The organism is Cryobacterium zongtaii, assembly GCF_002909375.1.
Lineage (GTDB): Bacteria > Actinomycetota > Actinomycetes > Actinomycetales > Microbacteriaceae > Cryobacterium > Cryobacterium zongtaii.
Window position 1 is genome coordinate 199,164 of the sequence record NZ_PPXD01000020.1, and the last position, 25,872, is coordinate 225,035.

18 protein-coding genes and 1 tRNA gene are annotated in these 25,872 nt (G+C 63.9%); 6 read left to right on the plus strand and 13 right to left on the minus strand.

The features are described 5' to 3' along the window. Positions 1-523: 523 nt before the first annotated feature. A complete protein-coding gene (locus tag C3B61_RS13260; RefSeq protein ID WP_103461121.1) occupies positions 524-1,471 on the plus strand; it encodes an abortive infection family protein in 948 nt (315 codons plus the stop codon). A 186-nt stretch (positions 1,472-1,657) separates the two neighbouring features. On the opposite strand, the gene mobF is transcribed toward C3B61_RS13260, so the two are convergent. After that, entirely contained in the window at positions 1,658-5,140 is a 3,483-nt protein-coding gene (gene mobF, locus C3B61_RS13265) for a MobF family relaxase (protein ID WP_103461152.1), read from the minus strand. A gap of 566 nt (positions 5,141-5,706) precedes the next feature. Between mobF and C3B61_RS19485 the strand changes: the two genes are divergently transcribed. From C3B61_RS19485 to C3B61_RS13275, 3 genes are all read left to right on the plus strand, one after another. Further along, positions 5,707-6,891: a hypothetical protein gene (locus C3B61_RS19485; RefSeq protein ID WP_133160296.1), complete on the plus strand. Its 1,185-nt coding sequence runs from the start codon at positions 5,707-5,709 to the stop codon at positions 6,889-6,891. Between the two features lie 354 nt (positions 6,892-7,245). Further along, positions 7,246-10,347 (plus strand): SIR2 family NAD-dependent protein deacylase, encoded by a 3,102-nt coding sequence (locus C3B61_RS13270; RefSeq protein WP_133160297.1) that lies wholly within the window; start codon positions 7,246-7,248, stop codon positions 10,345-10,347. A gap of 199 nt (positions 10,348-10,546) precedes the next feature. Then, on the plus strand, positions 10,547-11,284 hold the full coding sequence (locus C3B61_RS13275) for a hypothetical protein (protein WP_103461123.1): 738 nt from the start codon (positions 10,547-10,549) through the stop codon (positions 11,282-11,284). A gap of 39 nt (positions 11,285-11,323) precedes the next feature. Here the strand turns inward: C3B61_RS13275 and C3B61_RS13280 are convergent, their stop codons facing one another. Continuing rightward, positions 11,324-11,815, minus strand: coding sequence for a DUF1801 domain-containing protein (locus C3B61_RS13280; protein WP_244285934.1), 492 nt, complete (start codon positions 11,813-11,815; stop codon positions 11,324-11,326). Between the two features lie 74 nt (positions 11,816-11,889). On the opposite strand from C3B61_RS13280, the gene C3B61_RS13285 reads away from it, so the two are divergent. Continuing rightward, positions 11,890-12,660 (plus strand): VOC family protein, encoded by a 771-nt coding sequence (locus C3B61_RS13285; RefSeq protein ID WP_103461124.1) that lies wholly within the window; start codon positions 11,890-11,892, stop codon positions 12,658-12,660. A 415-nt stretch (positions 12,661-13,075) separates the two neighbouring features. Here the strand turns inward: C3B61_RS13285 and C3B61_RS13290 are convergent, their stop codons facing one another. From C3B61_RS13290 to C3B61_RS13300, 3 genes are all read right to left on the minus strand, one after another. Then, a complete protein-coding gene (locus C3B61_RS13290; RefSeq protein ID WP_103461125.1) occupies positions 13,076-14,263 on the minus strand; it encodes a tyrosine-type recombinase/integrase in 1,188 nt (395 codons plus the stop codon). A 6-nt stretch (positions 14,264-14,269) separates the two neighbouring features. Then, on the minus strand, positions 14,270-14,524 hold the full coding sequence (locus C3B61_RS13295) for a helix-turn-helix domain-containing protein (RefSeq protein WP_103461126.1): 255 nt from the start codon (positions 14,522-14,524) through the stop codon (positions 14,270-14,272). Between the two features lie 178 nt (positions 14,525-14,702). Next, positions 14,703-14,779: transfer RNA gene (locus C3B61_RS13300), tRNA-Pro, on the minus strand. Between the two features lie 327 nt (positions 14,780-15,106). Here C3B61_RS13300 and C3B61_RS13305 point away from each other — a divergent pair. Continuing rightward, positions 15,107-15,565: a hypothetical protein gene (locus tag C3B61_RS13305; RefSeq protein ID WP_103461127.1), complete on the plus strand. Its 459-nt coding sequence runs from the start codon at positions 15,107-15,109 to the stop codon at positions 15,563-15,565. Between the two features lie 101 nt (positions 15,566-15,666). On the opposite strand, the gene C3B61_RS13310 is transcribed toward C3B61_RS13305, so the two are convergent. From C3B61_RS13310 to C3B61_RS13345, 8 genes are all read right to left on the minus strand, one after another. Continuing rightward, positions 15,667-17,277 (minus strand): chitinase, encoded by a 1,611-nt coding sequence (locus C3B61_RS13310; protein ID WP_103461128.1) that lies wholly within the window; start codon positions 17,275-17,277, stop codon positions 15,667-15,669. Next, complete coding sequence (locus tag C3B61_RS13315) at positions 17,274-19,598, minus strand: glycosyltransferase family 2 protein (RefSeq protein WP_103461129.1); 2,325 nt, start codon at positions 19,596-19,598, stop codon at positions 17,274-17,276. The genes C3B61_RS13310 and C3B61_RS13315 overlap by 4 nt, the downstream gene beginning before the upstream one ends. A gap of 625 nt (positions 19,599-20,223) precedes the next feature. After that, positions 20,224-21,744: a ribosome biogenesis GTPase Der gene (gene der / locus C3B61_RS13320; protein WP_088455769.1), complete on the minus strand. Its 1,521-nt coding sequence runs from the start codon at positions 21,742-21,744 to the stop codon at positions 20,224-20,226. After that, a complete protein-coding gene (gene cmk / locus C3B61_RS13325; RefSeq protein ID WP_103461130.1) occupies positions 21,737-22,423 on the minus strand; it encodes a (d)CMP kinase in 687 nt (228 codons plus the stop codon). The genes der and cmk overlap by 8 nt, the downstream gene beginning before the upstream one ends. 4 nt (positions 22,424-22,427) lie before the next feature. Continuing rightward, positions 22,428-23,510, minus strand: coding sequence for a prephenate dehydrogenase (locus C3B61_RS13330; protein WP_244285935.1), 1,083 nt, complete (start codon positions 23,508-23,510; stop codon positions 22,428-22,430). A gap of 49 nt (positions 23,511-23,559) precedes the next feature. After that, positions 23,560-24,378 (minus strand): pseudouridine synthase, encoded by an 819-nt coding sequence (locus C3B61_RS13335; RefSeq protein ID WP_103432461.1) that lies wholly within the window; start codon positions 24,376-24,378, stop codon positions 23,560-23,562. Further along, positions 24,375-25,010, minus strand: coding sequence for an SMC-Scp complex subunit ScpB (gene scpB, locus C3B61_RS13340; protein WP_088455766.1), 636 nt, complete (start codon positions 25,008-25,010; stop codon positions 24,375-24,377). Before scpB ends, C3B61_RS13335 begins: the two co-directional genes overlap by 4 nt. Beyond that, on the minus strand, positions 25,000-25,803 hold the full coding sequence (locus C3B61_RS13345) for a segregation and condensation protein A (RefSeq protein ID WP_241990301.1): 804 nt from the start codon (positions 25,801-25,803) through the stop codon (positions 25,000-25,002). Before C3B61_RS13345 ends, scpB begins: the two co-directional genes overlap by 11 nt. Positions 25,804-25,872 lie beyond the last annotated feature (69 nt).

The following is a 25,872-nucleotide window of genomic DNA, read 5'->3' on the forward strand; positions in this document are numbered from 1 at the left end:
GAGTGCTCCTTGAGTGCGTACCTCTCTGCTCGTTCTCTCATGGAATGAAGAGCCAGAGCGGGGTAGGAGGGCGCGTCATCGTCAATTACTCGAGAACAAACAGCGCAAAGCCAGATGCCGTTTCTGCCGACTGCCGCTCGAGGCGTGACAAGGACGAGTCGTACCGGGGCCCTTAGGGCTGGCAGCCGTAATGTGCGTTGCGACTCCTGCTCGCGAAAAACCGCCATTGGCTCCACCGGTAGGGCGCGATGTTAGCCTGCGACAGTTCGGCATTGAGCATCTGTGGCCAGGTCGGCGCTCTAGCTGTTGCTTTGTCGCTTGCCAGTCCGCCACAGATCGGTTGGGCTCGACGTGGAGATACTGTCGGGGCCTCGGGCGAACGCCGACGACCTTGTAGAGACGCTTCATGAGCGCCACAGCTTGGATCTACCGCCGGCGGCGCTCCCCGGCTGTAGTCGCTGGTCTGACGCCCGGCCTGAGTTGAATTCGTTCAAACGACGAGTTGCCCCCTACCATCTGTCCTATGACAGCGTCTCGGCATCGCATTTCCGCGGTCACTCGTCGAAGGGTGACTGACTCGATCGCGCTGTCGACGGTGCCCTGGGCCGGCAATCTCGACGAGCCTGACTTTTTGTCCCGTATCTACGACCTTAAGAACATGCCGAGCACAGATTCAAGGTACTCGAACGCTTTTGACGACATCTATCAGCACCAAGTTCGCAACTATGACTGGGGCGACGGCTGGGTCTTCAATGACTCACGGTTCAATGTCCTGCATTCCGACGATGACGAGTTCCTCAGGTTGCTCGCAGAGATGCTTCATCCCATCGTTCGCCCCGATGAAGCCGAGGTGTCCGAACTCCTCACCGAGTTCAACGGGATGTTGCAGATTGACGGGTTCGCGTTGTATGCGAAGGACTGGATCAGCGGGCATGCCGTGTATGGCTGGAAGCGAACTGACGCTTTCCACGGTTCCTCGCCCGAGCTTCGGCTTCACGAGCGGCCATTAACTGATCCAGTTGTGCTTCAGCAGCATCTCACCCGCATACGAGACGGGCTTGTTACCGATCCCGCTGCCACGATTTCTGCGTGCAAGAGCCTGTTGGAGAGCCTTTTCAAGATCGTCTTGGACCAGAGTTCTGTCGACTACCCTCGAGCCGATGACGTGCCGCAACTTTATAGAAAGGTCGCTGACCTTCTTTCACTGAGCGCGGAGTCGGTTCCAGCTTCCGTCCGCGGAAGCGAGGCGTCGCAGAAGATCTTGCGGACTCTTGTGACCACCGTAGGTACGCTGGCCGAGCTGCGCAACGAGCTCGGTATTGATCACGGCAAGTCTGAGCGAACCGCCGCCTTGGCACGGCATGCCCGGTTGGCGCTCAACGCCACCGTCACCGTTGCCGAGTTTATTCTTGACACCTGGCAGGACCGACTCGACTCTGGTCAGTTGCACCGTCACGCTGGCGAGGAATAAGAGCACGGGCTCGCCAGGGGCGAGAGATGGATGGTGAGTGGGGCATTCGGTCCGGCTGGGCGCCACCTGTACGAAGAAATGGGTTGCTCGAGGAATTCGAAGCCTTCGCTCTCTAGATCGTCGTGACGCTAAGGGGTTTCGGAACGTAGCAGACTTCAGTTCCCACCGGCACCGGAGGCACTGGCATCACATGCGGACGCGCACAGCTGAATGACCCGTTGCGCGAACCGGGCGCAGTGTCACAAAAGCGTCCCGTTCCTCCGCGATCCGTTTGGCGGCCTCCAGCGCGCCACGAGCACGAGCGGCATCGCGTCGTTGGGTCTCTGTACGCGGGGCGGTGCCGAGGGCTCTCGTGCCGACTATGGCATATCGGTCTCGGTATGCCGCCACCGTGCAGGCCTGCTGTCGCCAACTGGCTGCATCCTGTCGTCGTGGGACGGCCCCGAGTTCCCGAATCCACATGGCGCCTCCGAGCAATGCGTCGTCGAGTACAGCGTTCGCTCGCGCTTCGATCAGATCGCTGCGCGCATCGAGAGCCTGGCGCATCTCCACGGCCATCGGTCCGATTGCCCTCGGGATGAGCCCCACGATTAGATGCGGCGTCCTGCGCGCTCGAGTCGCGCGGGTGTAGCGCGCGGCCGCCGTCGTTATCCGGGAGCACAGAACGGCCGAGACATCATCAGCATTTTCTAGCCCGCGTGCTGCACCCGCGCGAGTGAACAGGCTCTCAACGTCGAGATGGTGTGCTTCAGCTCGCCGGAGTTCCGCCGTCAGGACCCCGAATGCAGACGACTTGATAGCCTCCTCGGCCTGGCCGGGTGAGAGCCCGCTGTCGCGTACCAATGCCGCCCATCGGTCGTGCTGCGCGGCCGCCGCGATGGTCTCGTACTCCGCCGCAAGTTGCGCTACCGACCCCCAGGCATCCTGCTGCGCCGCGATCGTCTCGTGCGCTGACGGTTCGGCGCCGACGTGCTTCAGAACGCTGTAAAGGACGCTGCGAGCCGTCGCGGCCTCGTCGCCCGATCGCGGCCCAACGTGGGTCGAATCGGGTAGGTCGACCGCGACGTAGGCGCTGTTCGCCTCGCGACCTCGCGTCATCGCGACATAGAGGTTTTCCCTTGTGATGCCAGCGGTTGCGACGACGTGAGCGGTGTCGGTCGTGATGCCTTGCGCGCGGTGCGAAGTTACGGCGTAGCCGAGTTCTAGGTGGTGCTTGACGTAGTCCGCGGGAAGCCGCACTGCGCTCCCCCACCGGCGGCCGTGCCGGTGGACGTCGACTGAGCCGTTCCGGCGCACCTCGGTCACGGTCCAACGGTCTCCGTTGCGCGCCCAGGTTCGGGAGGTGCGAAGCTGCCGGTCGTTTCGGCGGGTGATCACAGTGTCACCGACGGCCGCACGGTTGCCGTCGTGGAGGGCGACTTCGCGAACCGCGTCGATGCGACCCTCGAGGATGAGTTCTGTGCGGGCGCGCGCGTTCAGAGAGGCGACCACCTCGTTCGAATCGCTGATCAGGACGGTCGTCCTGCCGGCTCGGGTGTCGGCACGCCAGGCCGTGTAGGCGGCATCCGTCATCGACTCGGTGTCACCGCCGCTTACTCTGTCGTGCGCGATGTAGCGGTTGATCGAGTTCTGGTCGCCCTTGCGCAGTCCGAGGGAGGCTGACTTCTCCCACTCGTGTGTGAAGCGGTGCACGTCGACGAGCTCGGGGGCATCCGCCCTGTTGTGGACCAGCATTGAGAATGCGCCTCCGGCGTCCACCGAGTGAAGCTGCGCGTAGTCGCCAACCAGCAGAACCTTGGCACCGGCGCTCGCGGCAACCGCGGTAATCCGATCCAAGGACAGAGTGCCCGCCAAGGACGCTTCGTCGACGATGACGAGCTGGCCGGCGTGGAAGGTCTCTCCGTGGTCGAGATGGTTCTGCCACCACTTCGCCAGGTTCTCGGTGGGGATACCGAGATCTTCTGCCAATACTTGAGCCGCGGCGGCCGAGGGAGCGAGCCCCACCACCGAGCCCGTATGGTGCGCTGCCTCCCACGCGTGCCGAAGCGCGCTCATCGCGGTCGTCTTGCCTGCACCGGCCGGACCCACCAGGACATCAACGGCTCGCCCAGAGCCGGCGATCGCGCTGAGCGCGGCGACCTGGTCGTCGGCAAGCACGACGCCACCCGGATGGCGCGTCAGCGAAATTGCATGAAGCATCGCCGGGGCGATTCGGGGCCCGGTCGTGTCCGCGGCGCGCTCCAACAGCCGAACCTCGGCGTCAAGCAGTGCCGTCGAGGTGAAAACGGTGGCATGCTTCGGCCGGAAGACGGACGTGCCGTCGGCTCGCAGGAACGAAGCAGGGCTTGGCGCGAGCTCGGGTGGAGTGATCCGCAACGAGGCCCGCTCGGCGGCATCCACGACGAGGTCAATGACGGTTTCACGTTCTGCCGACGAGGCGAATCGCAGCTGCGCCAGCTGGCGTGCTGCCTCGGCGGCGAGATTCCAATGCCTCCAGGTCGCTCGCTTCTCGCTCACCGCCATCATCACTCTCGTCCCGATCTCATCGATCGCCTCCCGCGCCATGTCCTCGGCCCGCAACACGGGCGCCACGGAGGTTGTGCCTGCCGTGGATGCCCAGGTCGTCGCGTCCTCGCCTAGCACTCGCTCGGCTCGTTCGCGCCAGGCCGCGGTGAGCTCGGCAAGCGAGCGCACCTCCTTCGCGGGCCGCGTGGAGAGCGTCGCCTGCGCGCGTAGCTTCATGATGGTCACCGGTCCTGGCCGGTGGCCGTGCCGGTCCAGGTACGCGTTGATCAACGCGTCGGTCGCGATGTCGATGTGCCTAGACCGCGACGAGAACTCTGCGACAAGCGCCTCAGCAACTGAACTGATCGATAAGGCGGGGTGGCGATCCCTCCCCCGCTCCCGCATCTCCCACCGCACACCCAGCGATCGCCTCAGAGCGTCCGCGAACAAGGACTCGTGTAGTTCTGACAGGGCAACTACGGCGGCGTGCATGGGCCGGCCGTCGAGCGAGCGCCACTTGCCATCCAGCACGGTTTGCACCTTGTTGCTGATCACCACGTGCGTATGCAGGTGCGGGTCGCCGGCTCGGCTGTCGAAGTGGTCGAACGCGGTGGCGATCAGGCCCGTCACATCAACTTGCGCCACGGCTCCGTCGTACGCGGTGGTTCCTGTCCTTGTCGCCGCGACCTCGCGCTCCATGTATGCTACGATCTCGGAAACCGCGGCATGATGCGCCTCCACAATCCGTGCCTGGGTGGCTGCGTCAGCCACGCCCCAGAGGATGCTCGCCGACTTCGGAATCGAGAACGTGAAGTCGTACCCGGCAACCGCACGCCGCCGGGTAACGGTCTCCTGAGCGCTGCCAGGCGGTGCAGGATCAGCTGGCCTCTGGTAGTCGGGATATGCGCGACCGAGCGGTGCCCCATGGACCGGGTCTCGCCCCAACCCGATCAGGTTCTGGAGCTGGGCCTCCGTGACCTCGGCGCCCTCAAGGATGCGACCCGAGTCGAGACCCGGCAGACCGCTTCCCATCCATCGACCCGGCGGCGTGCCCTTCGCGCTGTAGTAGCGGGTCAACGGCGTGGACAGCGATCGCTGCCCGTCGCCGACAGCGACGGTGCGCAGCAGGTACTTGTAGCCGTCGCCGGCGCTCATCACCCGCATCGACACCGTCACCGGCGCACCTCCCCTGTCCCTTAGGAGGTGTGCCGCCTCGATCTGCAAGAGGCGTGGCAATTCATACTTCAAGTGCTTCAAGCGGTCAGGTACGACTTTCGATATAGGCAAGCTGTACTTCGGGAGCCGCGCTGGTCAATGTGTCGATACAGCTGAGGCGCTGAACCAGTGAAAGCTACGAACGCTTTGTCCGCTTCGAACTTGAAGTTCAGGGTACGACTCGTGCCATTCCGGTTGCTTCAAGGGCGGATTGTTTTCGCTCGGTGCTCACTGTGAGCTTCGGTGTCTTCTAGTGACACCCGGCAGGGCGTCGCTGATCACTTCCTCCAGCCGCGGCGCGATGGTCTAATGGACCTCAAGCCCCGGCACGAACGACTCATGCCGCTGAGGACGTTTTCTTGACGAACTTACTGGGGTATATCGCCTGCCCCGGGTCAGGCGGAGCGGTCTCGATCTGAGGCCATGCGCACCTGCTATGTCTCGCATTTTCTCGTCCGAGATCGACCATACCTTCGGCGTTCGCCCTACCTGAGCCAGCATGTGAGACTCAAACCATGACCATTCCAGTCGTGTATTGGTACTTGCCGCTACCCGAGCCTGTTGCATGGCCGGAACTTACCGCGATCGCGCTGGCCGTTCCTGCCTATGCCCGCATCCAATCGGTCTCGATTATGGTCAAACAGTTCAAATGGTCGAGTCGCATTGCTGCGACCATGGACGACCTTTTCGACGCAATGAAAGTACTGCAACCGCCCACGATTCAGAGAGACGAGGAGCGACGGAACCGTCTGGAGACCACGGAAGTCGTCACGGTGTTGGAGCTAGCCGTAGAGTTTCCCCGCAACGTCGACCTGACTGAAAACGCCATTTCCGACGCGTTCGACCTTGGACTCGCAGGCATTCAGGACTTACAGCGGGCATACGCGCTAGCGACCCAGCACCCCATCGAGTTGTTGACTCGTGAATTACTACCGCCAATGGTCCCGACTACCACCCGCATCGTCACGGATCGTAGTGATGGCTGGCCTGGTGCAGTCGGCATATTTCTCGCCAATTCCGTCGGCATCTCTGCCCTGGCTCTGCCAGAGCCACTGACGGAGCAACAGAACGCCGCTTTCCGATTCGCCTTCGAGGCGCCCGACACGCCGTTTGCCACCTACGCGGACCTACGGCGAGAGTCTGCGGCAGCCTTGCGCCTGCGAGGAGATTCAAGGTCGTCCACGCTCGCTTCAGCGACGGCCGCAGAAGTGTTCCTTGACACTCTGCTGCTTCATCTCTTGTGGGAAGAAGGCTCAACAGCGGAAGCAGCAGCCCGCCTCTTCACGACGAGTATTGCAAGGCGAGTCCGGTCTCAGTATGCCCAGCGTCTGGGAGGGATCTGGAACTGTATGGATGCAACTACTCCTCCAGGCGCCTGGTTGGAACTGACCGCGAATGTCCGAAATCGACTCATTCACGCGGGCGTGCGCCCGACACGCGCTGACGCTGAGACCGCTTATCGAGCCACCATTCACCTTGAGCGTTATGCGGCGGATCTCCTTTGCGGCCCAACGAGGCTGCCACGCTATTCGCGGACCGCACTTGCACTAGTTGGCGACCCAGGGCTGATTAGGCGTGGAGTGCAATCGGCCACGATTGCAGCGTATCGACGCGATGAAGAAGACGCTGATTGGGGTGCAGAGTTTACAAACTGGCGATCGATCGTGGCCGCCGAGCGATTGGTTATTCAGAACTCATAGAGCAATGTCGCATCGACTTCCCGCCGGCTGCAAAGCGAGTCATTCCCCGGGCAACCTAAAAAGCCACTCCGGAGAAGAGGTGGCATCTAAGTACTCGAGACCCGACAGCTGGCCTAGGTCGCAAGCAACAAGTCACTGACACCACTCGCGTTTATGGATTTTCTGGGCGATTCCATTCAGTTAAATCCCGCAAGCATCGTGCCAGGCTGAGAGCTGCCATAACCCCCGGTTATGGGGGTAAGCACTGATTATGCGATCGACTCAGGGCGCCTATAGGCTCCAGCCTTAATAGGCATTTCGGTGATCTATGGCCGCCACACGTGGGTTGCATTTCACATCGATATAGGGGGAAAAGTGGATTACGCGGAAAGGCTGCGCCAAGAGATCGAGACCGGTCGAGCGATTGTGGTCCTAGGAACAGGCATTAGCAAGGCTCTCTCGGGGAATGCCCCACTTGCAGACTGGGTCGGATTGCTTCGTGATGGCCTCGGGCATGCGGAGTCAACCGCGATCGCCGATGGCGAAACCGTCGCGCTCCAACAGATGATGCTTGACCATGCATTGGCAAGCGACAGCCCACAACAACTCTTGGGAGTTGCCTCGTGGCTATCCAAGACGATTCGGGACTCTTCTGACCAAGCATTCGCGGATTGGCTGCGGGACTCAGTCGGCTCTTTGCCATTGGCTGGACCAATAGGTCTCGCGCTTGCTCTGAAGGCACTGGGCCTTCCGATTGCAACGACCAACTACGACAATTTGATGGGGCAGGCACTGAACTGGGGTGCGACGCAGTGGCAGGATTCAGAGACCGTAAGACAGGTGTTTCGGGGCGAGCAAGTGGACCGAGTAGTTCATCTCCACGGGATTTGGGACAATCCCCAGAGCGTGATCCTGTCTGAACTTGACTACGGGAGAATCGTCTCGTCTCCTGCGGCAGTCGCAAACCTTAATTCGTTTTACCATTCCCACTCCTTCATATTCGTCGGCTATGGCAAAGGCCTAGACGATCCCAACTTCGGGATGATGCTGGCTCATCACCGGAACATCAGTTCGGAGTCTCGCGGCGATCACTTCCGGTTGTGCCTGTCGTCCGAAGTTGACGAGCTGACCGCCCTTCACCTAGCAGACGACATTCGAGTCGTTCCATATGGTGACGACTACGGCGCGCTCGTCGGCTTCGTTGAGTCCATGGCTCCCACAACGCGCCAGCATGGAATGGTGTTGCGCGATCGGGTGTCATTCGCTGTCGAACGATTGCGTTCACAGCTTGTCTCGGATGCGTTGCACACCCCTAATGTTGCGGTTCACGACGGGGCCGCACTTTCAAAGTACCTGGTTCCACCAGTCCTGCTAACGGCGCCTCATGAGCGATTCGTTCAAGAAAAGCAAGTTGACGGTGAAGTAGCCGCGGCGATGGAATCCCGCAGAGTGGAGCCCACAGACGTTGCCCGTGATGATCAAGTTGTCGTTTTGTCGGGCAGGGAGCTTTCGGGGGTCTCTACGACGATTCGCTGGCTCCTAAACGAAGCAGTGCTTGCTAGGCCACACGCTGGCCCGATCTACGTCGATTTCAATTCGCTGACGCCCGGAAGTTCGCCACTGTCGAGGGCGATACGAAAGGAGGCCCTCAATGCGCGTCTCATCGACACCATCGGTGACGATCTGCCCGAGTTCGTCCTGGCAATCGACAACGTCCGACCGCGGAACGACAAGATCTATGAAAATTTCTTGAGGGAGATTAACGACTGCACAGCTAAGTTCGTCGTGCTCGGTTGTCGAGAATCTGACGGGCCAGAAGTATGGGAAGGAGTATCAAGCACTTCGCGACTCGTGCAACCGCTCTATCTGGGACGCCTGGGTATTGATGAAGTGGCTTCACTCGCGAGTCTTATCGTTCCCATGGCATCGCCAACGTTGTGTAGTCGCGTACTACAGATCGTGCGGAACGAGCACCTGCCACGTTCGCCGTTTACCATCACATTGCTGCTTGTGCTGGTCGCAAAGGAGAGCATAAATCTCGCCAATTCTTCTGAAACCTCCGTCCTTGATGCGTATGCCAGCTACTTGCTCGGAAGAACTGGGCCATTCCTGGACCCACGCTGGACTCTCGGAGTTCAGAATCGGGAAACCGTCTTGGCCGACGTTGCGAAGCTCTTCGTGCGAGAGAGAGCGGGTTCGCTTTCGGCTCCCATCGTTGAGGCCGAGATCATTGGAATATTTGACCGCTTAGATTGGCCTGACGATGCCGGCGCAACGCTCAATGTGTTTTGCCAACTCAAACTCCTGTCACGACAGAACAGCCAGATCAAGTTTCAGCAATCCAGTTACCTACACCTGTTTGCAGCGAAAGCTGCTATTCGTGACGAGGCTTTTCGCGATGAACTCTTGGCAGACCCGCTCTACTTTGCCCCGATTATCCGCCACTACGCGGCTCTCACTCGAAACAGCACGGTGGTTCTAAATGCGGCGGAAACCCTTGTCGGCGGATTCCCCGAACCTGGTGGTGACAGCCGGATCTTTTCTCAGACCGAGAGATTTGAGTTCCTGGGAGACGGTGACGACGACGAAGAAGGGCACGCGACTGGCGAGGACGACCTAACTGTTCAAACGCCAGTAGCCGCTGAGGCAGGTGGGGCCGGGGATGAAGCAGCGAAGGGCTGTGGTGAGGGTTCCGGACCTGTGCCGATCGTCTTGCCCAAGTCACTGGCGTACGATCCCTCGCCTGACGATGATCGTCTACCCTTCCCCCTAACCGACCCTCAGGCGTGGAGCGAAGCCAGCAGACTTGCATGGACACTCGATCTAGCTTCACGTGCGCTGCGAGATTCTGATGACATTCAAGAGCTGGCTGCTAAGGATCGCCTATTTCGCCTTATTCTGCAGCGATGGGGCTTCCTCCTCAAACGATTCGAGGTGGACAAGCTCTTCAACGAAGGAGCGTTGAAGGCCGCCGAGAGCGATGGTTACGAAGGCGATCAGCTGGAATTGATCTCTGAGTACTTCGAGCTTTTGATTCCGTCATTGCTTGTTTTCTCGGGAATCTCTGCTTGCTTAGCCTCCACGAAGCTGGAGCGCGCAAATGCGCGTGCACTGACTGATCCTGAAATTTCCGCCGATCCCTTCTCCTGCTTCGCGTCGGCGATGTTTGCATACGCTTCGAAGAGCAAGAGCTGGACCGAGCAGTGGGTAACCACAGCTAAGGACTTTGGCGATCTTTGGGTTGTCAACACTTTCATGCTTGCAATCGGCATTTCGGCGTATAAATACGAGGTTATGCATGATGAGGACTTAGCTCGGCTTCGCATCTTTTTTGGCCATTGTCTATCGGGGCGAGGAACGTACGTTTCAGACGCGTCCCGACAAAGACAGGTCGCAAAGTTCACCCAAAGCCTCACCAAGATGAGAGTACTCAACGAAAAGAAGCGTCTCCCTGACGGCCAACGTGCACTGAATTAGCCAACGGCGGGCGTCTCTTGAAGAAAGACAGCGGCAGAAGTCGCACCGCATCCCGTGCGGTGGGAGCGGAAGAGTAGATGCTGCCGCCCTCGCGCTCGATCCACCCCAGGATGCTTTCCTATCCCGCCGATCTTGCGCCCGCGCGCCGAAGAAGTGTTGTCCACCCCCTTCGCTCTGCCGATATAGAGGAAATTCTTGAATGCCGGAACTGCCTGAAGAGACCTCGATCGACCCTGCAAGCCCCGATTACATTATTCAAATGGCGCGCAGCGTGCTGGGTGTTGACTACAGGAGCATTCACGTCACGCCAGTCGGGCAAGCGATTATTGGGTGGATGCGCGCAGCCCACGACCAGATTCTAGCTATCGGTGAATTGGTGCGTGACGGGCGCACAAGCGCGACCGGCCCCAACGCACGAACCGTCATGGAGATCACACTTCGTCTCATGTGGCTCCTCGGCCTCGACGACCGCGCAGCGGGGCTGCGTGCGCAGTTTGAAGGTGAGAGCCGAAAGGCGAACAGTCACCCCCGGAATCTGGAGTCCATGGGCTTAGAGCTCAAGATCGAAGAGGCGACAGCGCGAATTGACCTTGACCAGTTCGGCCCTCTCGACACGAAGCTCCAGGGCGTTGCCAGCCGAGTCCTGGATTTCTCCAGAGCGACTAAAGATTCAGCCGGTTTTTACCATACGTGGCAAGCCGCCACTCAGTTCACGCACGCCACAGCGGCACTTTACGAGGCGTACGCACCCACATCCGCGTTCGGCACCTTCACCAATCCGCCAGCTTCCATCGACTGGTCGGGAAACCTAAACGGCGTATCTATGGTGATCTGCGCCATCGTCGGGCAGATCCTCATCGACGAAGGCGTCGGCCACGACGATGCCATGAGTTTTCTCATCGCGTCGGCCACCGCCGAAACGACGCAGCGAACGTGAAAGCGCATCCTCTGCACAAGCGCCTTTGCGCCTGCGAGGTCAACGCTTCTTTCCCCCAACACCTGGCACGGCTGTGACTTGTTTCATCCAGGACGCGATCTGGCTTTCGTCGAGGTCGTCCACGGACTCGAGTTCCACACCCCGCGTGGATTTCCCCATCCCCACCGGTGTCACCGGCGGGGCTGGTTCGAGCGCTGCGCCATTGACGAACATGACCTTAACGTCCCCAGCGAAGCCGCCGCAGCTGAAGCACCACCCGTCGCCGACGCCGTAGTACGCCATGCCCCACTTCACGGAGCGCTGGAGGTTGGGCAGTGTCTTGGCTGCAAGTGCGTCGACTGCTTCGGCGATGCCGCGCTGCGGCTGCGGCAGGCTGGCAATGTAGGCAAAGACCGGTTTGTCACCGACCGCAGCCTTAGCGGGGCTTGCCCGGCCGGACATGGCTTCCGGTAGAGTCCAGGCGGCGTCACCCTCGGCCGAGGCTTTAGTCGGATTCTGGACTTCGCTCTTCCCAATCTCTTTGCTGTCCATGGCAGGATGGTAGCCCTTCCCCTGTCTCGGATGACGCGATTGCCTGCACCCGATTTTCGGCGCAAGATGATCGGATGACCGGCGAACGGACCTACCCGGTGCTGCCGTGCGCCGATCTGGACGACGCACTCGATTTCTATACCGCGCTTGGTTTCACCGTCACCTTCCACCAACGACGCCCCTACCCCTGCGCGGTGGTGGAGCTGGACGACATAGCGATCCACCTGTTCGCCATGGACGGCTTCGACCCGGCGACCTCGTACGGCAGCGCCATCATCACCGTCGCAGAACCCGGTGAGCGCCACGAGGCGTTCAAAGCCGGGCTACGGGAACGATTCGGCAAGGTCCCGATTAAGGGCATCCCGCGCCTACTCCCCCCGCGGCGGAAAGCCGGTACCGCGACCGGGTTCTCGGTCGTAGATGTCGGCGGTAACTGGCTCCGGTTCTACCGGCATGGATCCTCCGAGGACGACCCGGCAGAGCGGCGTTCCGGTTTCCTCCGGGTGATCGACGTCGCCGCCCGGCAGGGCGACTCGCGCGGCGACGACGCCCAGGCGATCGCCGTCCTAGACGCCGGGCTTGCCCGATACCCCGACGCGCCGCCAATCGAGGTGTTCGAGGCGCTACTTTACCGCGCGGAACTCAGAGGGCGAACGGGAGCGGACCCGGCTCCCGACCTGGCCATCGCAAGCGCGCTGCTCGCCGAGCATCAGCTCGGCGCGGATGCAGAGCGGGCGCTGACACTCGCGGTCGAGGCGGAACTCACGACAGAACAACAGAACGAGATGGGCAAGTCGGGCGAAGACGCGAGCGGGCCCAACGAGAATGACAGCCCCTTAGTATGACCGCCAAGGAAGTCACGGGCGTTTTTCCGCTTTCGAGGATGGAACGATTGAAAACGCTGGATCCTCGGCGCAAAATGGAAGGTAGATCCTAGAAAGCCTGCACGTTGCATCGACGACCTGATTCTCGGGCTTTCGGTAAAACTCCAGATGGGACGGTGGAGCCACCGTGGCACAACCGTGATCGGTGGTCATCTCTCGCCAACGCCAGTCGATGAGTGCGGCGGTCCGAGGCGAGGATTCCCCACGGAAGGGCAAAACCCCAGATGGCACGGTGCCGCCGCGGTGGCGGCACCGTGACAAGTTGGCATCCAATGCGAACGTCCGGTCAGGATGGCTGCGGCGATCGGGTCGCAGATTCTCTTCCAATAGGTAAAAGACCAGATGGCACGGTGCTGCCGCATCGGCAGCACCGTGCTCAGTCTTCATCCTTCGGGAACGCCCGGTCGAGAAGCGCGGCGGTGGCCGGATTCACCAGTTCGCTGCGTTGGATGTAGTGCATCACCGTGACCCTGGTGTCGGTGTGGCCGAGCAGCTCCGCGGCGAGTTCGATGCTGGCGTTGGTGTTGACCGCGGTGGCGACGGTGCGGCGGAACATGTGCGGGGTCACCCCGTTGATGCCGGCTCCCTCGAGCACCTGTCGTAGTTGCCTGCGCACGTTCGCCGTGGTCAGCGGGGTGCCGTCCCGGGATTGAAAGAGCAGGTCATCCAGGCCCATGCTCCCGACCTTGGCGAGCCGCCGGCGGACCGCATCGGAGGTGAAGGTGGGGATGGCGACAACGCGGGTGGACTTGGCGGTCTTGGGGTGGTCCTGCCGGAAGGTCTGCTCCCCCTTGCGGCTGACGATGGTGCCGGCCAGGCGGATGGACGGCACGGGGCTGGTGATGTCGACGTCCCGGCGGCGGATGGCCAGGACCTCGCCGATTCGGGCTGAGGTGCCGAGCATGACCTCGATGATGGCGCCGAGCTGGCCGTCGGGTTTGGGGCCTGACGTGTGATTGACGGCGCTCTCCCACTGCGCGATCGCGGCGCGGATCACGTTGACCTCGGGGGCCATGAGCGCGGCGGGGACGTGCGGCTCGCGGTGCAGGCGGGAGACGTGGTCCATCGGGTTCCGCGGCAGGACTTCGTGCCGCACCGCCAGTTCCAGGGCGAGCCGCAGCACCACCCGGGCCTGTTTGGCGCGATTGTAGGAGATCTTCGCGAGCTGTTTGATGAACTTGTCGCACCGGGCCACACCGATCTCCCGCAGCGCCAGGTGGTCGAAGGCGGGTGAGACGAGTGTGCGCATGTTGCGCTCGTAGAGGTTGCGGGTGGTCCGGGAGATCCGGTCCTCCAGGTCGATGTCCTCCAGCCAGTAGGTCACTAGGTCGCTGAACAGGCTGTCCGGGGTGAGCGACGTGTCGGCGGGTTGGAACAGGTCCCGGTCGGCGATCTTGGTCTTTAGTGCGCGTTCGGCGGTCTTGGCGGTGGCGCCGCTGGCCTGGACCAGACGCGCGTGGCCGTCCCAGTCTCGATAGCGGGTCCGTGCCGCGAATCGGCCGGACGGTAGCTTGCGGGTGGTGATGTCGCCGAAGGTGCCGATGGTCAACCGTTGCCGGGGCATCTCAGCTCACCGCCGATCGTGGCGCCTGGGCTCGCTGGTGGGTTCGCGCTGTTGGGCGATCCAGTCCCGCACATCGGAGATCGCGAACTTGAGATGCTTGCCGAACCGGTAGGCGGCGGGGCCTTTGCCGTGCACCCGCCAGTCGTAGACGGTGGAGATCGGGATGCCCAGATAGGCCGCCAGCTCGGCAACGTCCAGCAGGGGCTCCAGGCCCCAGTCGTCGGTGGGAGAAGAGGTTGAGTTCTCGTTGTGAATGCTCATACCCAGAAGGTGTGCCGGGCGATCCCGGACGATCGGGAGGAACCGAAACCGACCTCAGCGCCCCGCACGACAGGGCCGGCAAAGCGGCGGAAATGGGCTGAAAGTGATGACGTAGTGATGACACAATCAAATCTCTTAACCAAAAAAGTCCCGGAAACCCTTGAGTTTCCGGGACATTTGGTCGGGCTGACAGGATTTGAACCTGCGACCCCCTGACCCCCAGTCAGGTGCGCTACCAAGCTGCGCTACAGCCCGCCGTGCCCGACAGATTCCCGTATGGGCATCCACCGGAGGCAACTCGAATAGCTTACCGCGTCGGCGGAGTGCTCGCGTTCACTTTTGAGGTGTATCTGGGCGCGGGATGCTCGGAAATGCGGTTGACAATGTTGCAGAGCGACGTAGTGTCTACCGGAGACAGGGCACCGGATCTCAACAGGCTCGATCAGCGGGTGGGATCGGTCCGCGGGTGGGCTCGATCAGCGGACGCGGCGACGATTCCCTGCTCACACATAGGTTGTCCATAGGAATGGTGCGTAGCGTGACGCGAGGTCGTCACCGGCCGCTCATACAACGAAGGAAGTTATGTCCCAGAACAGCTCACGTCCCCTGTCCAAGTTCAATCTCGTCTTGGCACTGCTGTGGCTGGTCGACGTGGTCGTGACCGCCGCGGGGTACCTGATCCTGACCTCCTCCAACGCCACCCAGGCCGAGTTCTACACGTCGCAGTCCTCGGACTACGTGGCGTACTTCTCCGCCCAGTCCGGCAGCGGTCTCGGTGCCACCCTGATCGGCACCGGCATCCTGGGCTTCATCATCACCCTCGCGGCCATGGTCGTGTCCCGGTCAATCGCCAAGAACGCCGTCGTGGCGCCTGCGGTTATCGATGACGAGCCGGACTTCGACTTTGATGAGACCGACTTCGACACCGACGAGAAGACTGCCGTGACGACGCCGGCTGCTGCCGCGCCGACCGTTGTGGCTCCCACCGCCAACACCACCTCGGGCGACGAGCCCACCGACGAGCCCAAGACCGCTCGCTAGCTCCTCCGCGCGGAAGCGCTGACGTGGGAATGCCCGGGGCGGTGCCCTAACCACCGCCCCGGGCATATCTATGTTTGGGCCTCCCCCGCCCAAAAAACTTGCTAGGAAAGAGCTTCGAGGAGCTTCTGCACCTCGGCGTCGGGCAGCACGGACCACGGTGAACCGTCCGGGTCCGCGGCCGCGGCATCCGGGCTCTCGCCCTGATTCCACCATTTACTCTCGTAGGGAACCCCATCGAAGAGGATCAGGGCGCCCTTCTCGTAGATGGCGGTGCCGTCCCAGGTGGGGTACGTGCCGGCGGGCAGGGTGGGCTTGGGGATCGGGGTCTCCCCCGGCATCACCGGGCCGATCAGCACCCAGGGTGTCTCCCACTCGTTGAGCACCGGGTTGTCGGGCAGGTCACCGCGCGTCCACCACTTGGTCTGGTAGACGTTCTTGTGCCAGACCACCTTGGTGCCCTCGAGGTAGGAGGATTCCTCCGCCCAGATCGAGTACGGGCTGGTGTCGGGGTCGTCGACGATCGACGCGATCTCCTTGGCCTCGTCGGTGGTCACCGACGCCGCCGCGTGAACGGGGCGGCCGGTGAAGCCCTTGCCCAGCACGTCCACGAACTTCTCATCGCCCTGGTCGATGCCGCTGCAAGAGTCCGACACCCGGGTGAGGTCGGCGTAGTTCGATCCGCAGGTGGTGTCCCGGTTGAGCGACCACAACGACATCCGGCCGATCTTCTGTTCCCGCGCGAACGTGTTCACGGCGCGAGCGTCGTCGAGGTCGAAGACCTCGTCGGGCACGTCGTTCTGACCGGCCATGGGCGTCATGCCGATCTTCGACCACACCGTGGCATCCGTCAGCTCGGTACCGGCCCGGCTGTACAGGGTGCTGATCTGACGGTGCGCGGCCGTGACGGCGCGAATGGATGCCTCGGCCATGGTCTCGCCGGCGTCCTTGCTGCTGCCGTAGTCCATGGTCATCAGGTTCACCCCGGCCAGGTCTACCTTGGCGTCGAGCATGGCGGTGACCGCGTCGGTGCCGTCTTCGGTGAGGCCGAAGGTGCCCACAGGCAGGGTCAGCCACACCGCAAGGTCCTCGCCGTCGGAGCGGCGGTCGGCCTGCAGGTCGGCGAGCGCGGTGGCCCGGCGTTTGGCCGCCGCACTGTCGGTGAGGTTGTCACCCTCGAGATCGAGGTCAATGGTGGTCACGTCGTACCGATCGAGCACCGCGGCGTAGGCGGCGGTGAGCTTCTTGGTGTCGGTGCAGCCGGTGCCCAGTTCGGTGTTGAGCAGGCCGCCGAAGGAGACGATGACCTGACCGTCGAGCTGGGTCACCCGGGCCAGGCGGCGATCGAGGTCCAGCTCGTCCGCAGCCTCGTCGAGGGTGAAATAGGTGCCCCAGCTGGGCGTGCAAGGCTCCTCGGCGTCAGCAACGATGAATGAGAGCACCACGTCGCTGCCGGCCTGGTCGGCCGACGCCTCGAAGTCGTAGGTGGGGGTGGCGGTCACGTCGACGTAGCCGGCGAACCAGGGGTCGTAGGCCTCGGCGGCCTGCGCCGAACCCCACCACTGCCAGCCGAGGTAACCGCCGCTGGACAACGCCACGACGAGCACGACGCCGAGCAGCACCCGTACCACCGAGAGACGGCGGTGCGGCGCATCGACCGCGGAGATGGTCGCGCGGGCGGCGGGCACCGGTGTGCCAGGGTCTACGGCGCTCATTTGAGTGCTCCCTGCTTGGCGCGCTTGGACGCGGGCTGGTTCACGAACGGTCCGGTGATCACTTCGACGTCGCTGGGCAGTTCGCCGACAGCGTGGCCGTGATAGATCACCGCCCGCCAGTCCAAAACGGGCTCCAGCGGTTGCGGCGCCTCGGCGGCGACACTACGTCGGGGGGCGCGTTCGACGAACATCCACTGGGTCAAGCCCAGCCAGACATCCACGATCGAGTTCCAGAGACCGATGTAGGCAACAATCGCGAAGATGGCCAGCAGAGCGTTAAACCCGGCGAACAAGGCGTTGCCCCAGTTCCCTTGCGACACATCCCGCCACAGTGTGAGCGCGGAGAACGCGACGATCACGTACGGCACCGCCACGAACAGCAGCGGGGCGGCCGTACGGTTGCGCACCTTGGGGGTGCGGGCAAACGGAATCTTCTTGCTTGTCACGGCCTGCTGCATCGACTTGAGCACGCCTGCGAGGTTCACCGGCAGCAGGATCAGGTTGAAGCCGTAGATGCGCAGGATGTCGCTGAACTTGTAACCGCACGAGCGGAGGTCGCTGCCCATCGCGAGGAAATACGGCACAGCGGCGAGGACCACGACGGGGCTGAGCAGCCTACTGTCGTACGGGTAGGCCAGCAGGAAGATCAGGCCGAAGCTGGACCAGGCGATGCTGGCCATGTAGTTCACCCGTAGCGCCAGTTCGATCACGCTGATCGGATGCCCCTGGCGGCGGCGCTCGCGCAGCTGGCGCCAGAGCTTGGGCAGGATCAGCAGTCCGCCGTTGGCCCAGCGGCGACGCTGCACGATGAGAGAACCGAAGTCGGGCGGGGTGGCGCTGTAGCTGAGTCGCTCGGGGTAGTTCGTCAGCGACCAGCCATGGGTGCCCAGGTCGATGCTCGACTCGGTGTCCTCGATCACGGTACGGTCCTGCACGTAGCGGCGAACCTCGAAGCCACCCACGGTTTCCACCTCGACGACGTCCTCCAGGGCTACCTTGCGGATCACGGCATTGGCGCCCACCCAGAAAGTGGCGCCGTAATGCGAGAGACCCTGGTGCAGGATGTGCTGGATATCGGTGGAGGCACCGGCGAGCCGCTCAATGCGGGTGGGGGCGCCGCGGAACGACGAATACGGCGTCTGGGTGACAGCGACCTTGGCGTTGGCGGGCTGCTCGAGGAAGTAGACCAGGCGCAGGCAGTAGTCCCGCAGCAACAGCGAGTCGGCGTCGAGAGTGAGCAGGTACTCGGAGTCGCGCACCACATAGTTCGCCGGCGCATCGTCGGCGACCGGGCGCAGGATGGTGCCGTCCGGCCCCTCCTCGCGCTGGAATCGGCGACCCATCAGACCGATGTACGCGTTGAGGTTCATCGCCTTGTTGGCCTCGTGTGACAACGACGAAAACAGTTTGCGCTCGAAGGTGTCCAGCTCGGCGGAGAAGGTCCAGAGCAACCGGCGGTGCAGCTCCAGCATCCGGGCGGCGCTCGGGGCGGTGCCCTCCCGCGCGGCCGCGGTCAGCGCCGCGCCGGTGAGGGAGAGTTCCGCGGCAAGGCCACCGAGCACCTGCTCCACGAAGAAAGTATCGACGTGGTCATCGATGGTCTCGGCGGAAGCCATCGCCTGCAACCAGCGGGCAGCCCACTGGTAGCTGTCGGCAAGGCGTTGCACGGCACGTTGCGTGGGCTGTTCGTCGTCAGTCAATTCGATCTCGCAGATCAAGAGCTCTTCAGCGAACCGGTTCTTCGGTACCGCCAGGGCCAGTTCGATGTCCCGGGCGATGCTGCGGGAGGACCGCAGCTGGGCGGCGACGGCCGGGTCGGTCGGGTGCGGCGGGTCGTCAAGCAGCAGCACGATGCGCAGATCGGGATACTCCTGCAACGCGGCCGACCACAGAGTTGCCCGCACCACACCGTATTCCTCGCTGTAAGAGGGCACCAGCACGGTAAGTGAGCCCTGGTGGTTGGCGAAGTGGCCGTCGAGTTCGGCACGGGGTACCCGCACGTGGTCGCGGAACCGTTGCAGTGCACCCTGCCGAGCTACCAGGTACAGCAGCGCGGAGAAGGTGAGGAAGGTCACCACGATCACGTAGGAGACGGCCTCGGTGGTGAACCGAAAGCTCTCGGCGCCGTGGTTGAGGAACTGGCGCAGGATCGTGTAGATGACGTACGCGAGCCAAGCCAGCACAGTGCTGATGATGGCGAGTCGACCCCAGATGATTTTGGCGTCGCTGGGGATGTCGTGAACGGTGGGAAGGGGCTGGGTGCTGCGTTCGGCGCCGAGTTGGCGTTTGCGGGCAGGCGAAGCGAGGGACTTCGAGGGCACAGTGAATTCATCCTTGGAATAGGGCCAGGGATCTCGCTGGATCAGCGGTCGAGAGTTCGGGTTCTCGTTTAGACCAGGTGTCAACGAAATGCAGGGACACGGAAATGTCGGAAGGGCTACGTGGTGCACCCAGCGCCGCTCTAGGAAGCGGACGGCTGAGGGGGAACAGGAAGCTCGAGAGGCCGCAAGCTGGCGAGTCTTCCGCAGGTTTCGGGGCCGGCGGATGCTGCGGATGATGCGGTCGAACCTGGGCGTGAGCCCGAAGTTCTGAGTCACGTCGAAGTGGAGCACGCAGGTGTGGATGACGGGCCGGATGAGGCTCGTTGACTTGGTGATGCCGGTGGAACCGGGTGGGTTCTGCCAGCACTTAGAACCTAAGACAATTTCACGAGTGCAGGAAACCCCCTCGTTTGGGGGCACCTTCAACCTCAGCTTGCGGGTTCAGGTAACCATTTCCGCGCCAGCTCTGGGATCAGCTCGCTCTAGTTGCGCTGTCCTTGGGCAGCCCTTGAGCAAAGCTTGCGCCAACCGTGCGTCGATTCCGCGGCACGAAAGAGCCGCGTGCCGGCATCCGAAGATGGCGGCACACGGCCTGATCGAACCTGCCGGTGAGCCGGCGGTCGGGTTAGCGCTTGCGCTTCTCGCGCACCCGCATGCTGATGTTGATCGGGCTGCCGGCGAAGCCGTAGACCTCACGCAGGCGACGCTGGATGAACCGGCGGTAGCCCGGGTCAAGGAACCCGGTGGTGAAGATCACGAAGGTCGGCGGGCGGCTGGAGGCCTGGGTGCCGAACAGGATGCGCGGCTGCTTGCCACTGCGCACCGGGTGCGGGTGCTCCGCGGCCAGCTCGGCGAGGAAGGCGTTGAACTTGCCGGTGGCAACGCGGGTGTCCCACGACTCGAGCGCGAGCTCGAGGGCCGGAACCAGCTTCTCCATGTGACGGCCGGTCTTGGCCGAGATGTTCACGCGCGGGGCCCAGGCCACGTGGGCCAGGTCCTGCTCGATCTCGCGTTCCAGGTAGCGGCGACGGTCGTCGTCGATCTGGTCCCACTTGTTGAACGCGAGCACCAGCGCACGGCCGGACTCGAGAACCAGGTCGATGACGCGCACGTCCTGCTCGCTGATGACCTCGGTGACGTCGATGAGCACCACGGCCACCTCGGCTTTTTCCAGGGCCGCGCTGGTGCGCAGCGACGCGTAGAAGTCGGCGCCCTGCGAGAGGTGCACGCGACGACGGATGCCGGCGGTGTCGACGAAACGCCAGACCTTGCCGCCGAGCTCAACCTGCTCGTCGACCGGGTCGCGGGTGGTGCCGGCCAGCGCGTTGACAACAACACGCTCTTCGCCGACGACCTTGTTCAGCAGGCTGGACTTGCCCACGTTCGGGCGTCCCAGGATGGCGACGCGGCGCGGGCCGCCCACTTCCTGCTTGGCGACGTTGGAGATCTCCGGGAGCTTCTCGAGGATCGCGTCGAGCAGGTCGGCAACGCCGCGGCCGTGCAGCGCGGAGACCGGCCAGGGCTGGCCGAGGCCGAGCGCCCACAGGCTGGCCGCTTCAGGCTCCTGACGGATGTCGTCGACCTTGTTGGCGATGAGGAAGACCGGCTTGCCGCTGCGACGCAGCAGCTTGACGACGGCCTCGTCGGTGGAGGTCGGGCCCACGTTGGAGTCCACGACGAACATGACGACGTCGCACAGCTCGATGGCCAGTTCGGCCTGCATGGCCACGGACGCGTCGATGCCCTTGGCGTCGGGCTCCCAGCCGCCGGTGTCGACGAGGCTGAAGCGGCGTTCGTGCCATTCACCCTTGTAGGTGACCCGGTCGCGGGTCACGCCGGGGGTGTCCTCCACGACGGCCTCGCGGCGGCCGAGGATGCGGTTCACGAGCGCGGACTTGCCCACGTTGGGGCGGCCGACGATCGCGATGACCGGCAGGGCCGGCAGGTACTGGATCGCGTCGGGGTCATCGGAGACCGAGTCGAGAACGTCGAAGTCCTCGTCGTCAAGGTCGTATTCGTTCAGGCCGGTGCGCAGCGCGGTGGCACGCTGAGTGATCAGCGCGTCGTCCTCGTCGAGGTCGGTCAGGCGCGATGCGATTTCCGGGTCGAGTTCGGGGATCGTCGTGTCGTCGAATTGATTAGTCATGCGAGTTCCTCGCGGTATTGATGACCTCTACAACCGCGTCAATGGTCTGGTCGAAGTCGAGATGGGTGGAGTCGACGGTGGTCACACCGTCTGCGGCGCTCATGAATTCCACTACCTGGGAGTCGGCGCGATCCCTCGATCGCAGCTGTTCCGCCACGGTGTGGGCCGATTGGGTTGATATTTCCGCAGAGCGCCTAGCCATTCTAGCCTCTTCGGTTGCTGTGAGTAGAATGCGGACCTCGGCCTCGGGTGCGACGACGGTGGTGATGTCGCGGCCTTCGACCACCACGCCGGGCTGCGGAACCGCCCGGGCGATGCTGCGGAACAGCTCGGTCAGGTGGCTGCGCACCGCGGGGACCCGGGCGATTGCGCTGACCGCGGCCGAGATCTGCGGTTCACGGATGGCGTCGGTGACGTCGGTCTCCCCCACCCGCACGAAGTAGGCATCCGGTTCGGTGCCGATCGTGTAGTCGAAGCTGGGCAGCAGTGCGCTGACCGCGGCGGAGTTCTGCGGGTCAACCTCCTGGTCGATGACCAACCAGGCCAGCGCCCGGTAGGCGGCGCCGGTGTCGAGGTAGCCGTAGCCGAGACGGCGGGCCACGGCTCGGCTGACGCTGGACTTGCCGCTGCCGGCAGGCCCGTCGATCGCGACGAACAGGGGGTAGGAGTGCTTACTCAAATGTCTAACCGACAATCCGCCAGCCGCGGGCGGCCAGCTCAGTGGTGAGGCGGCTGACCGCCTCGGGGAGGATGCTGATCTCGGCGAGCCCGATCTGGGCTCCCGGGGAGTGTTCGAGGCGCAGGTCCTCGAGGTTGACGCCGGCCTCGCCGATTTCGTTGAACAGGCGGGCGAGCTGGCCGGGGGTGTCGTCGACCATCACGGTGAGGCTGGCGTAACGGCGGTCCTGGCCGTGCTTGCCGGGCAGCCGGGCCACGCCGGCGTTGCCGCCGGCGATCTCCTCGGCCACCTGGCGGCGGGCGCCGGGGGCGGATGGGTCGGCGAGGGCGCCGATGAACCGGTCCAGGTCGTCGCGCAGCGCGAGCAGGATCTCGCGTACCGGCGCGGGGTTGGCACCGAGGATCTGCACCCACAGTTCGGGGTCGCTCGCGGCGACGCGGGTGACGTCGCGCAGGCCCTGCCCGGCGAGGTTCAGCGCGGAGGCGGGCGCGTCGGTGAGGCGGCGGGCCATCAGGGTGGCCACCACCTGGGGCACGTGCGAGACCAGGGCGACACCCTTGTCGTGCTCTTCCGGGGTCATCTCCACCAGGGTGGCGCCGAGGTCGAGGATGAGGTCGTCGATTGCGGTGGCGCGCTGGTAGCTGATGTCGTCGTGCGCGGCGACCACCCAGGGCCGGCCGATGAACAGGTCGGCGCGGCCGGCGAGCGGTCCGCCGCGTTCCCGGCCGGCGAGCGGGTGCGAACCGATGTAGCGGGACGTGTCGGCGCCGCGGGCACGCAGCTCGGTCAGCGGGGCCAGCTTGACGCTGGCCACATCCGTCACGATCGCTTCGGGGAACGCCTCGAGTTCGCGGGCGACGATGTCGGCGGTCACGTCCGGCGGCACGCACACCACGATCAGTTGGGGCGCGTCGGCGGGCGTGGCGGCGCGGCCGGCGCCGTAGTCGATGGCCAGTGACAGGTTGGTCGGCGACGCGTCGGCGAGGATCACGTCGATGCCCCGGGCGCTCAGGCCCAGGCCGATGCTGGTTCCCAGGAGACCTGCGCCGACGACACGCACCGGCCCGATCAGGCGAGACTCGACCACGTTCGGCTCCAAACTTGCGCGGGTGACAGGGTGAAACGGATGCTGCGGGTTACTTCTGCACTTCGGCGCGGGACACCGTGAGCAGCTGACCGAGTTCCACCTTAGTGAGGTCGCGCACGGCGCCGGAGCGGAGGGTGCCCAGCTGCAGCGGGCCGAACTGGCGGCGCACCAGGTCTACGACGGGGTGGCCGACGGCGTCCATCATCCGGCGAACGATGCGGTTGCGGCCGGAGTGCAGGGTCAGCTCCACCAGGGTGAAGCCGTCACCGGGAGGGCTGGTCAGGATGCGGGCCTTGTCGGCGGCGATGGGGCCGTCCTCCAGCTCGATGCCGGTCTGCAGCTTGCCGATGGTCTGCGCCGAGACGCGGCCCTCGACCTTGGCGATGTAGGTCTTGGCGACGCCGAAGGAGGGGTGCGCGAGCACGTGGGCGAGGTCACCGTCGTTGGTGAGGATCAGCAGGCCGCTGGTGGCGGCGTCGAGGCGGCCCACGTTGAAGAGGCGTTCCTCGTAGCCTTGCGTGAACTGGCGCAGGTCCGGCCGGCCGCTCTCGTCCTGCATGGAGGAGACCACGCCGACGGGCTTGTTCAGCATCACGTAGCGGCGGCTGGTGTCCAGCTGCACGGCGACGTTGTCCACGGCGATCTTGTCGGTCTCGGGGTGCACGCGGCGGCCGAGCTCGGTGACGACCTTGCCGTTGACCCGCACCCGGCCGGAGCTAATCATTTCTTCGCTGACCCGGCGGGAGGCGACGCCCGCGGCGGAAAGCACCTTCTGCAGGCGGATGCCGTCGGCGGCGGCCTCGGGGTTGGTGGCGAAGTCCGGGTTGGTGCTGCTGGTGTCGGTGTAGCCGTCGTTGTGGTCGGTCATGGTAGATCCTCGAATCCGTTCGCACCGTCGGCGAGCAACGGCGAAATTAGTGGCAACTCGTCGAGCGAGTTGATTCCCAGCTGGGTGAGCAGCAGGTCGGTGGTGGCGTAATTGATCGCGCCGGTCTCGCTATCGGTGAAGGCCTCGGTGATCAATCCGCGGCCCAGGAGGGTGCGCACGACCGAGTCGACGTTAACGGCCCGAATCGAGGCTACCGCGCCGCGGCTGATCGGTTGCTTGTAAGCGATCACCGCGAGGGTCTCCAGGGCGGCCTGAGAGAGCCGGCTGGGGTTCTGGGTGAGCACAAAATCGGCCACCACCGGGTCGTGCTCCGCGCGCACGTAGATGCGCCAGCCGCCGGCCACCTCGCGCAGTTCGAAGCCCCGCCGCACGGTGCCGTCGACCCCGTCGAAGTCGGCGACCAGCCGCAGGATGGCTGCGCGTACGTCCACGAGCGGATGCGCGACCGCGGTGGCCAGGTGCACCAGGCTCTGCGGCTCATCCGCCACCATCAAAATCGCCTCGAGCCGCCGCTCAATGGCCACCGCTCCCCCGCCGCCGTTCGAGCGATTCCCGTCGGTCGAGCCTGTCGAGACCTCGTCAAGGGTCGTCACACTGGCATCAAGACTCATAATCGCCTCCAAGGTTCGCAAGATTGTCATCCGACCAGCCCTCGGCATCCCAGTGCAAACTGAGCTCGCCCAGCGGTTCGAGCTGGTCGAAGGTCAGAGCCCCGTGCCGGTACAGCTCCAGCACGGCCAGAAAACGGGCGATCACGAGGCCCTTCTCGGCGCAGTCCACGATCAGCTCCCGAAACGTCAGACTTCGGTTGGCCCGCAACATCGCCACCACGATCGCCGCCTGCTCCCGGATGCTGACCAGCGGCGCGTGCAAATGCTCCAGCCCCACGGTCGGCAGCTCCCGCGGCGTGAGCGCCAACGCCGCCAGCGCGCCGAAGTCGCCCAGCGACAACGTCCACACGAGCTCCGGCGTGGTCGTACGGTATTTCTCCTCGAGTCGCACCGAGCGCACATGGCGGGTGGCCTCGTATTCGAGGCGTTCGAGGAACCACTCCGACGCGGTCTTGAACGCCCGGTACTGCAACAGCCGGGCGAAGAGCAGGTCGCGGGCCTCGAGCAGCGCCACGTCCTCGGCATCCACCAGTTCGCCCTGCGGCAGCAGCCCGACCAGTTTGAGGTCGAGCAGGGTGGCGGCCACCACGAGGAACTCGGTGGCCTGGTCGAGCTCCTCGGCGGCGTCGAGCCCGCGCAGGTAGGAGATGAATTCGTCGGTGACCCGGCTCAACGAGATCTCGGTGATGTCGAGTTCGTGCTTGCCGATCAACGAGAGCAGCAGGTCGAACGGTCCCTCGAAGTTTTGCAGCGCCACGGAGAAGCCGGGCGCGGGTGTGCCGGCGTCGCCGATGGACTCGAGCGTGCCGGTGCCGGCCGTGCGGGTGTTGGTCGTGGCGGTGGTCGCCGCGACGGGGGCCGG

Excerpts from the sequence above, each read along its gene's own strand:
- C3B61_RS13260 (WP_103461121.1), top strand. The coding sequence starts at position 524 with ATGACAGCGTCTCGGCATCGCATTTCCGCGGTCACTCGTCGAAGGGTG.
- mobF (WP_103461152.1), bottom strand. The coding sequence starts at position 5,140 with ATGCGGGTGATGAGCGCCGGCGACGGCTACAAGTACCTGCTGCGCACC.
- C3B61_RS19485 (WP_133160296.1), top strand. The coding sequence starts at position 5,707 with ATGACCATTCCAGTCGTGTATTGGTACTTGCCGCTACCCGAGCCTGTT.
- C3B61_RS13275 (WP_103461123.1), top strand. The coding sequence starts at position 10,547 with ATGCCGGAACTGCCTGAAGAGACCTCGATCGACCCTGCAAGCCCCGAT.
- C3B61_RS13280 (WP_244285934.1), bottom strand. The coding sequence starts at position 11,815 with ATGGACAGCAAAGAGATTGGGAAGAGCGAAGTCCAGAATCCGACTAAA.
- C3B61_RS13285 (WP_103461124.1), top strand. The coding sequence starts at position 11,890 with ATGACCGGCGAACGGACCTACCCGGTGCTGCCGTGCGCCGATCTGGAC.
- C3B61_RS13290 (WP_103461125.1), bottom strand. The coding sequence starts at position 14,263 with ATGCCCCGGCAACGGTTGACCATCGGCACCTTCGGCGACATCACCACC.
- C3B61_RS13295 (WP_103461126.1), bottom strand. The coding sequence starts at position 14,524 with ATGAGCATTCACAACGAGAACTCAACCTCTTCTCCCACCGACGACTGG.
- C3B61_RS13305 (WP_103461127.1), top strand. The coding sequence starts at position 15,107 with ATGTCCCAGAACAGCTCACGTCCCCTGTCCAAGTTCAATCTCGTCTTG.
- C3B61_RS13310 (WP_103461128.1), bottom strand. The coding sequence starts at position 17,277 with ATGAGCGCCGTAGACCCTGGCACACCGGTGCCCGCCGCCCGCGCGACC.
- der (WP_088455769.1), bottom strand. The coding sequence starts at position 21,744 with ATGACTAATCAATTCGACGACACGACGATCCCCGAACTCGACCCGGAA.
- C3B61_RS13335 (WP_103432461.1), bottom strand. The coding sequence starts at position 24,378 with ATGACCGACCACAACGACGGCTACACCGACACCAGCAGCACCAACCCG.
- scpB (WP_088455766.1), bottom strand. The coding sequence starts at position 25,010 with ATGAGTCTTGATGCCAGTGTGACGACCCTTGACGAGGTCTCGACAGGC.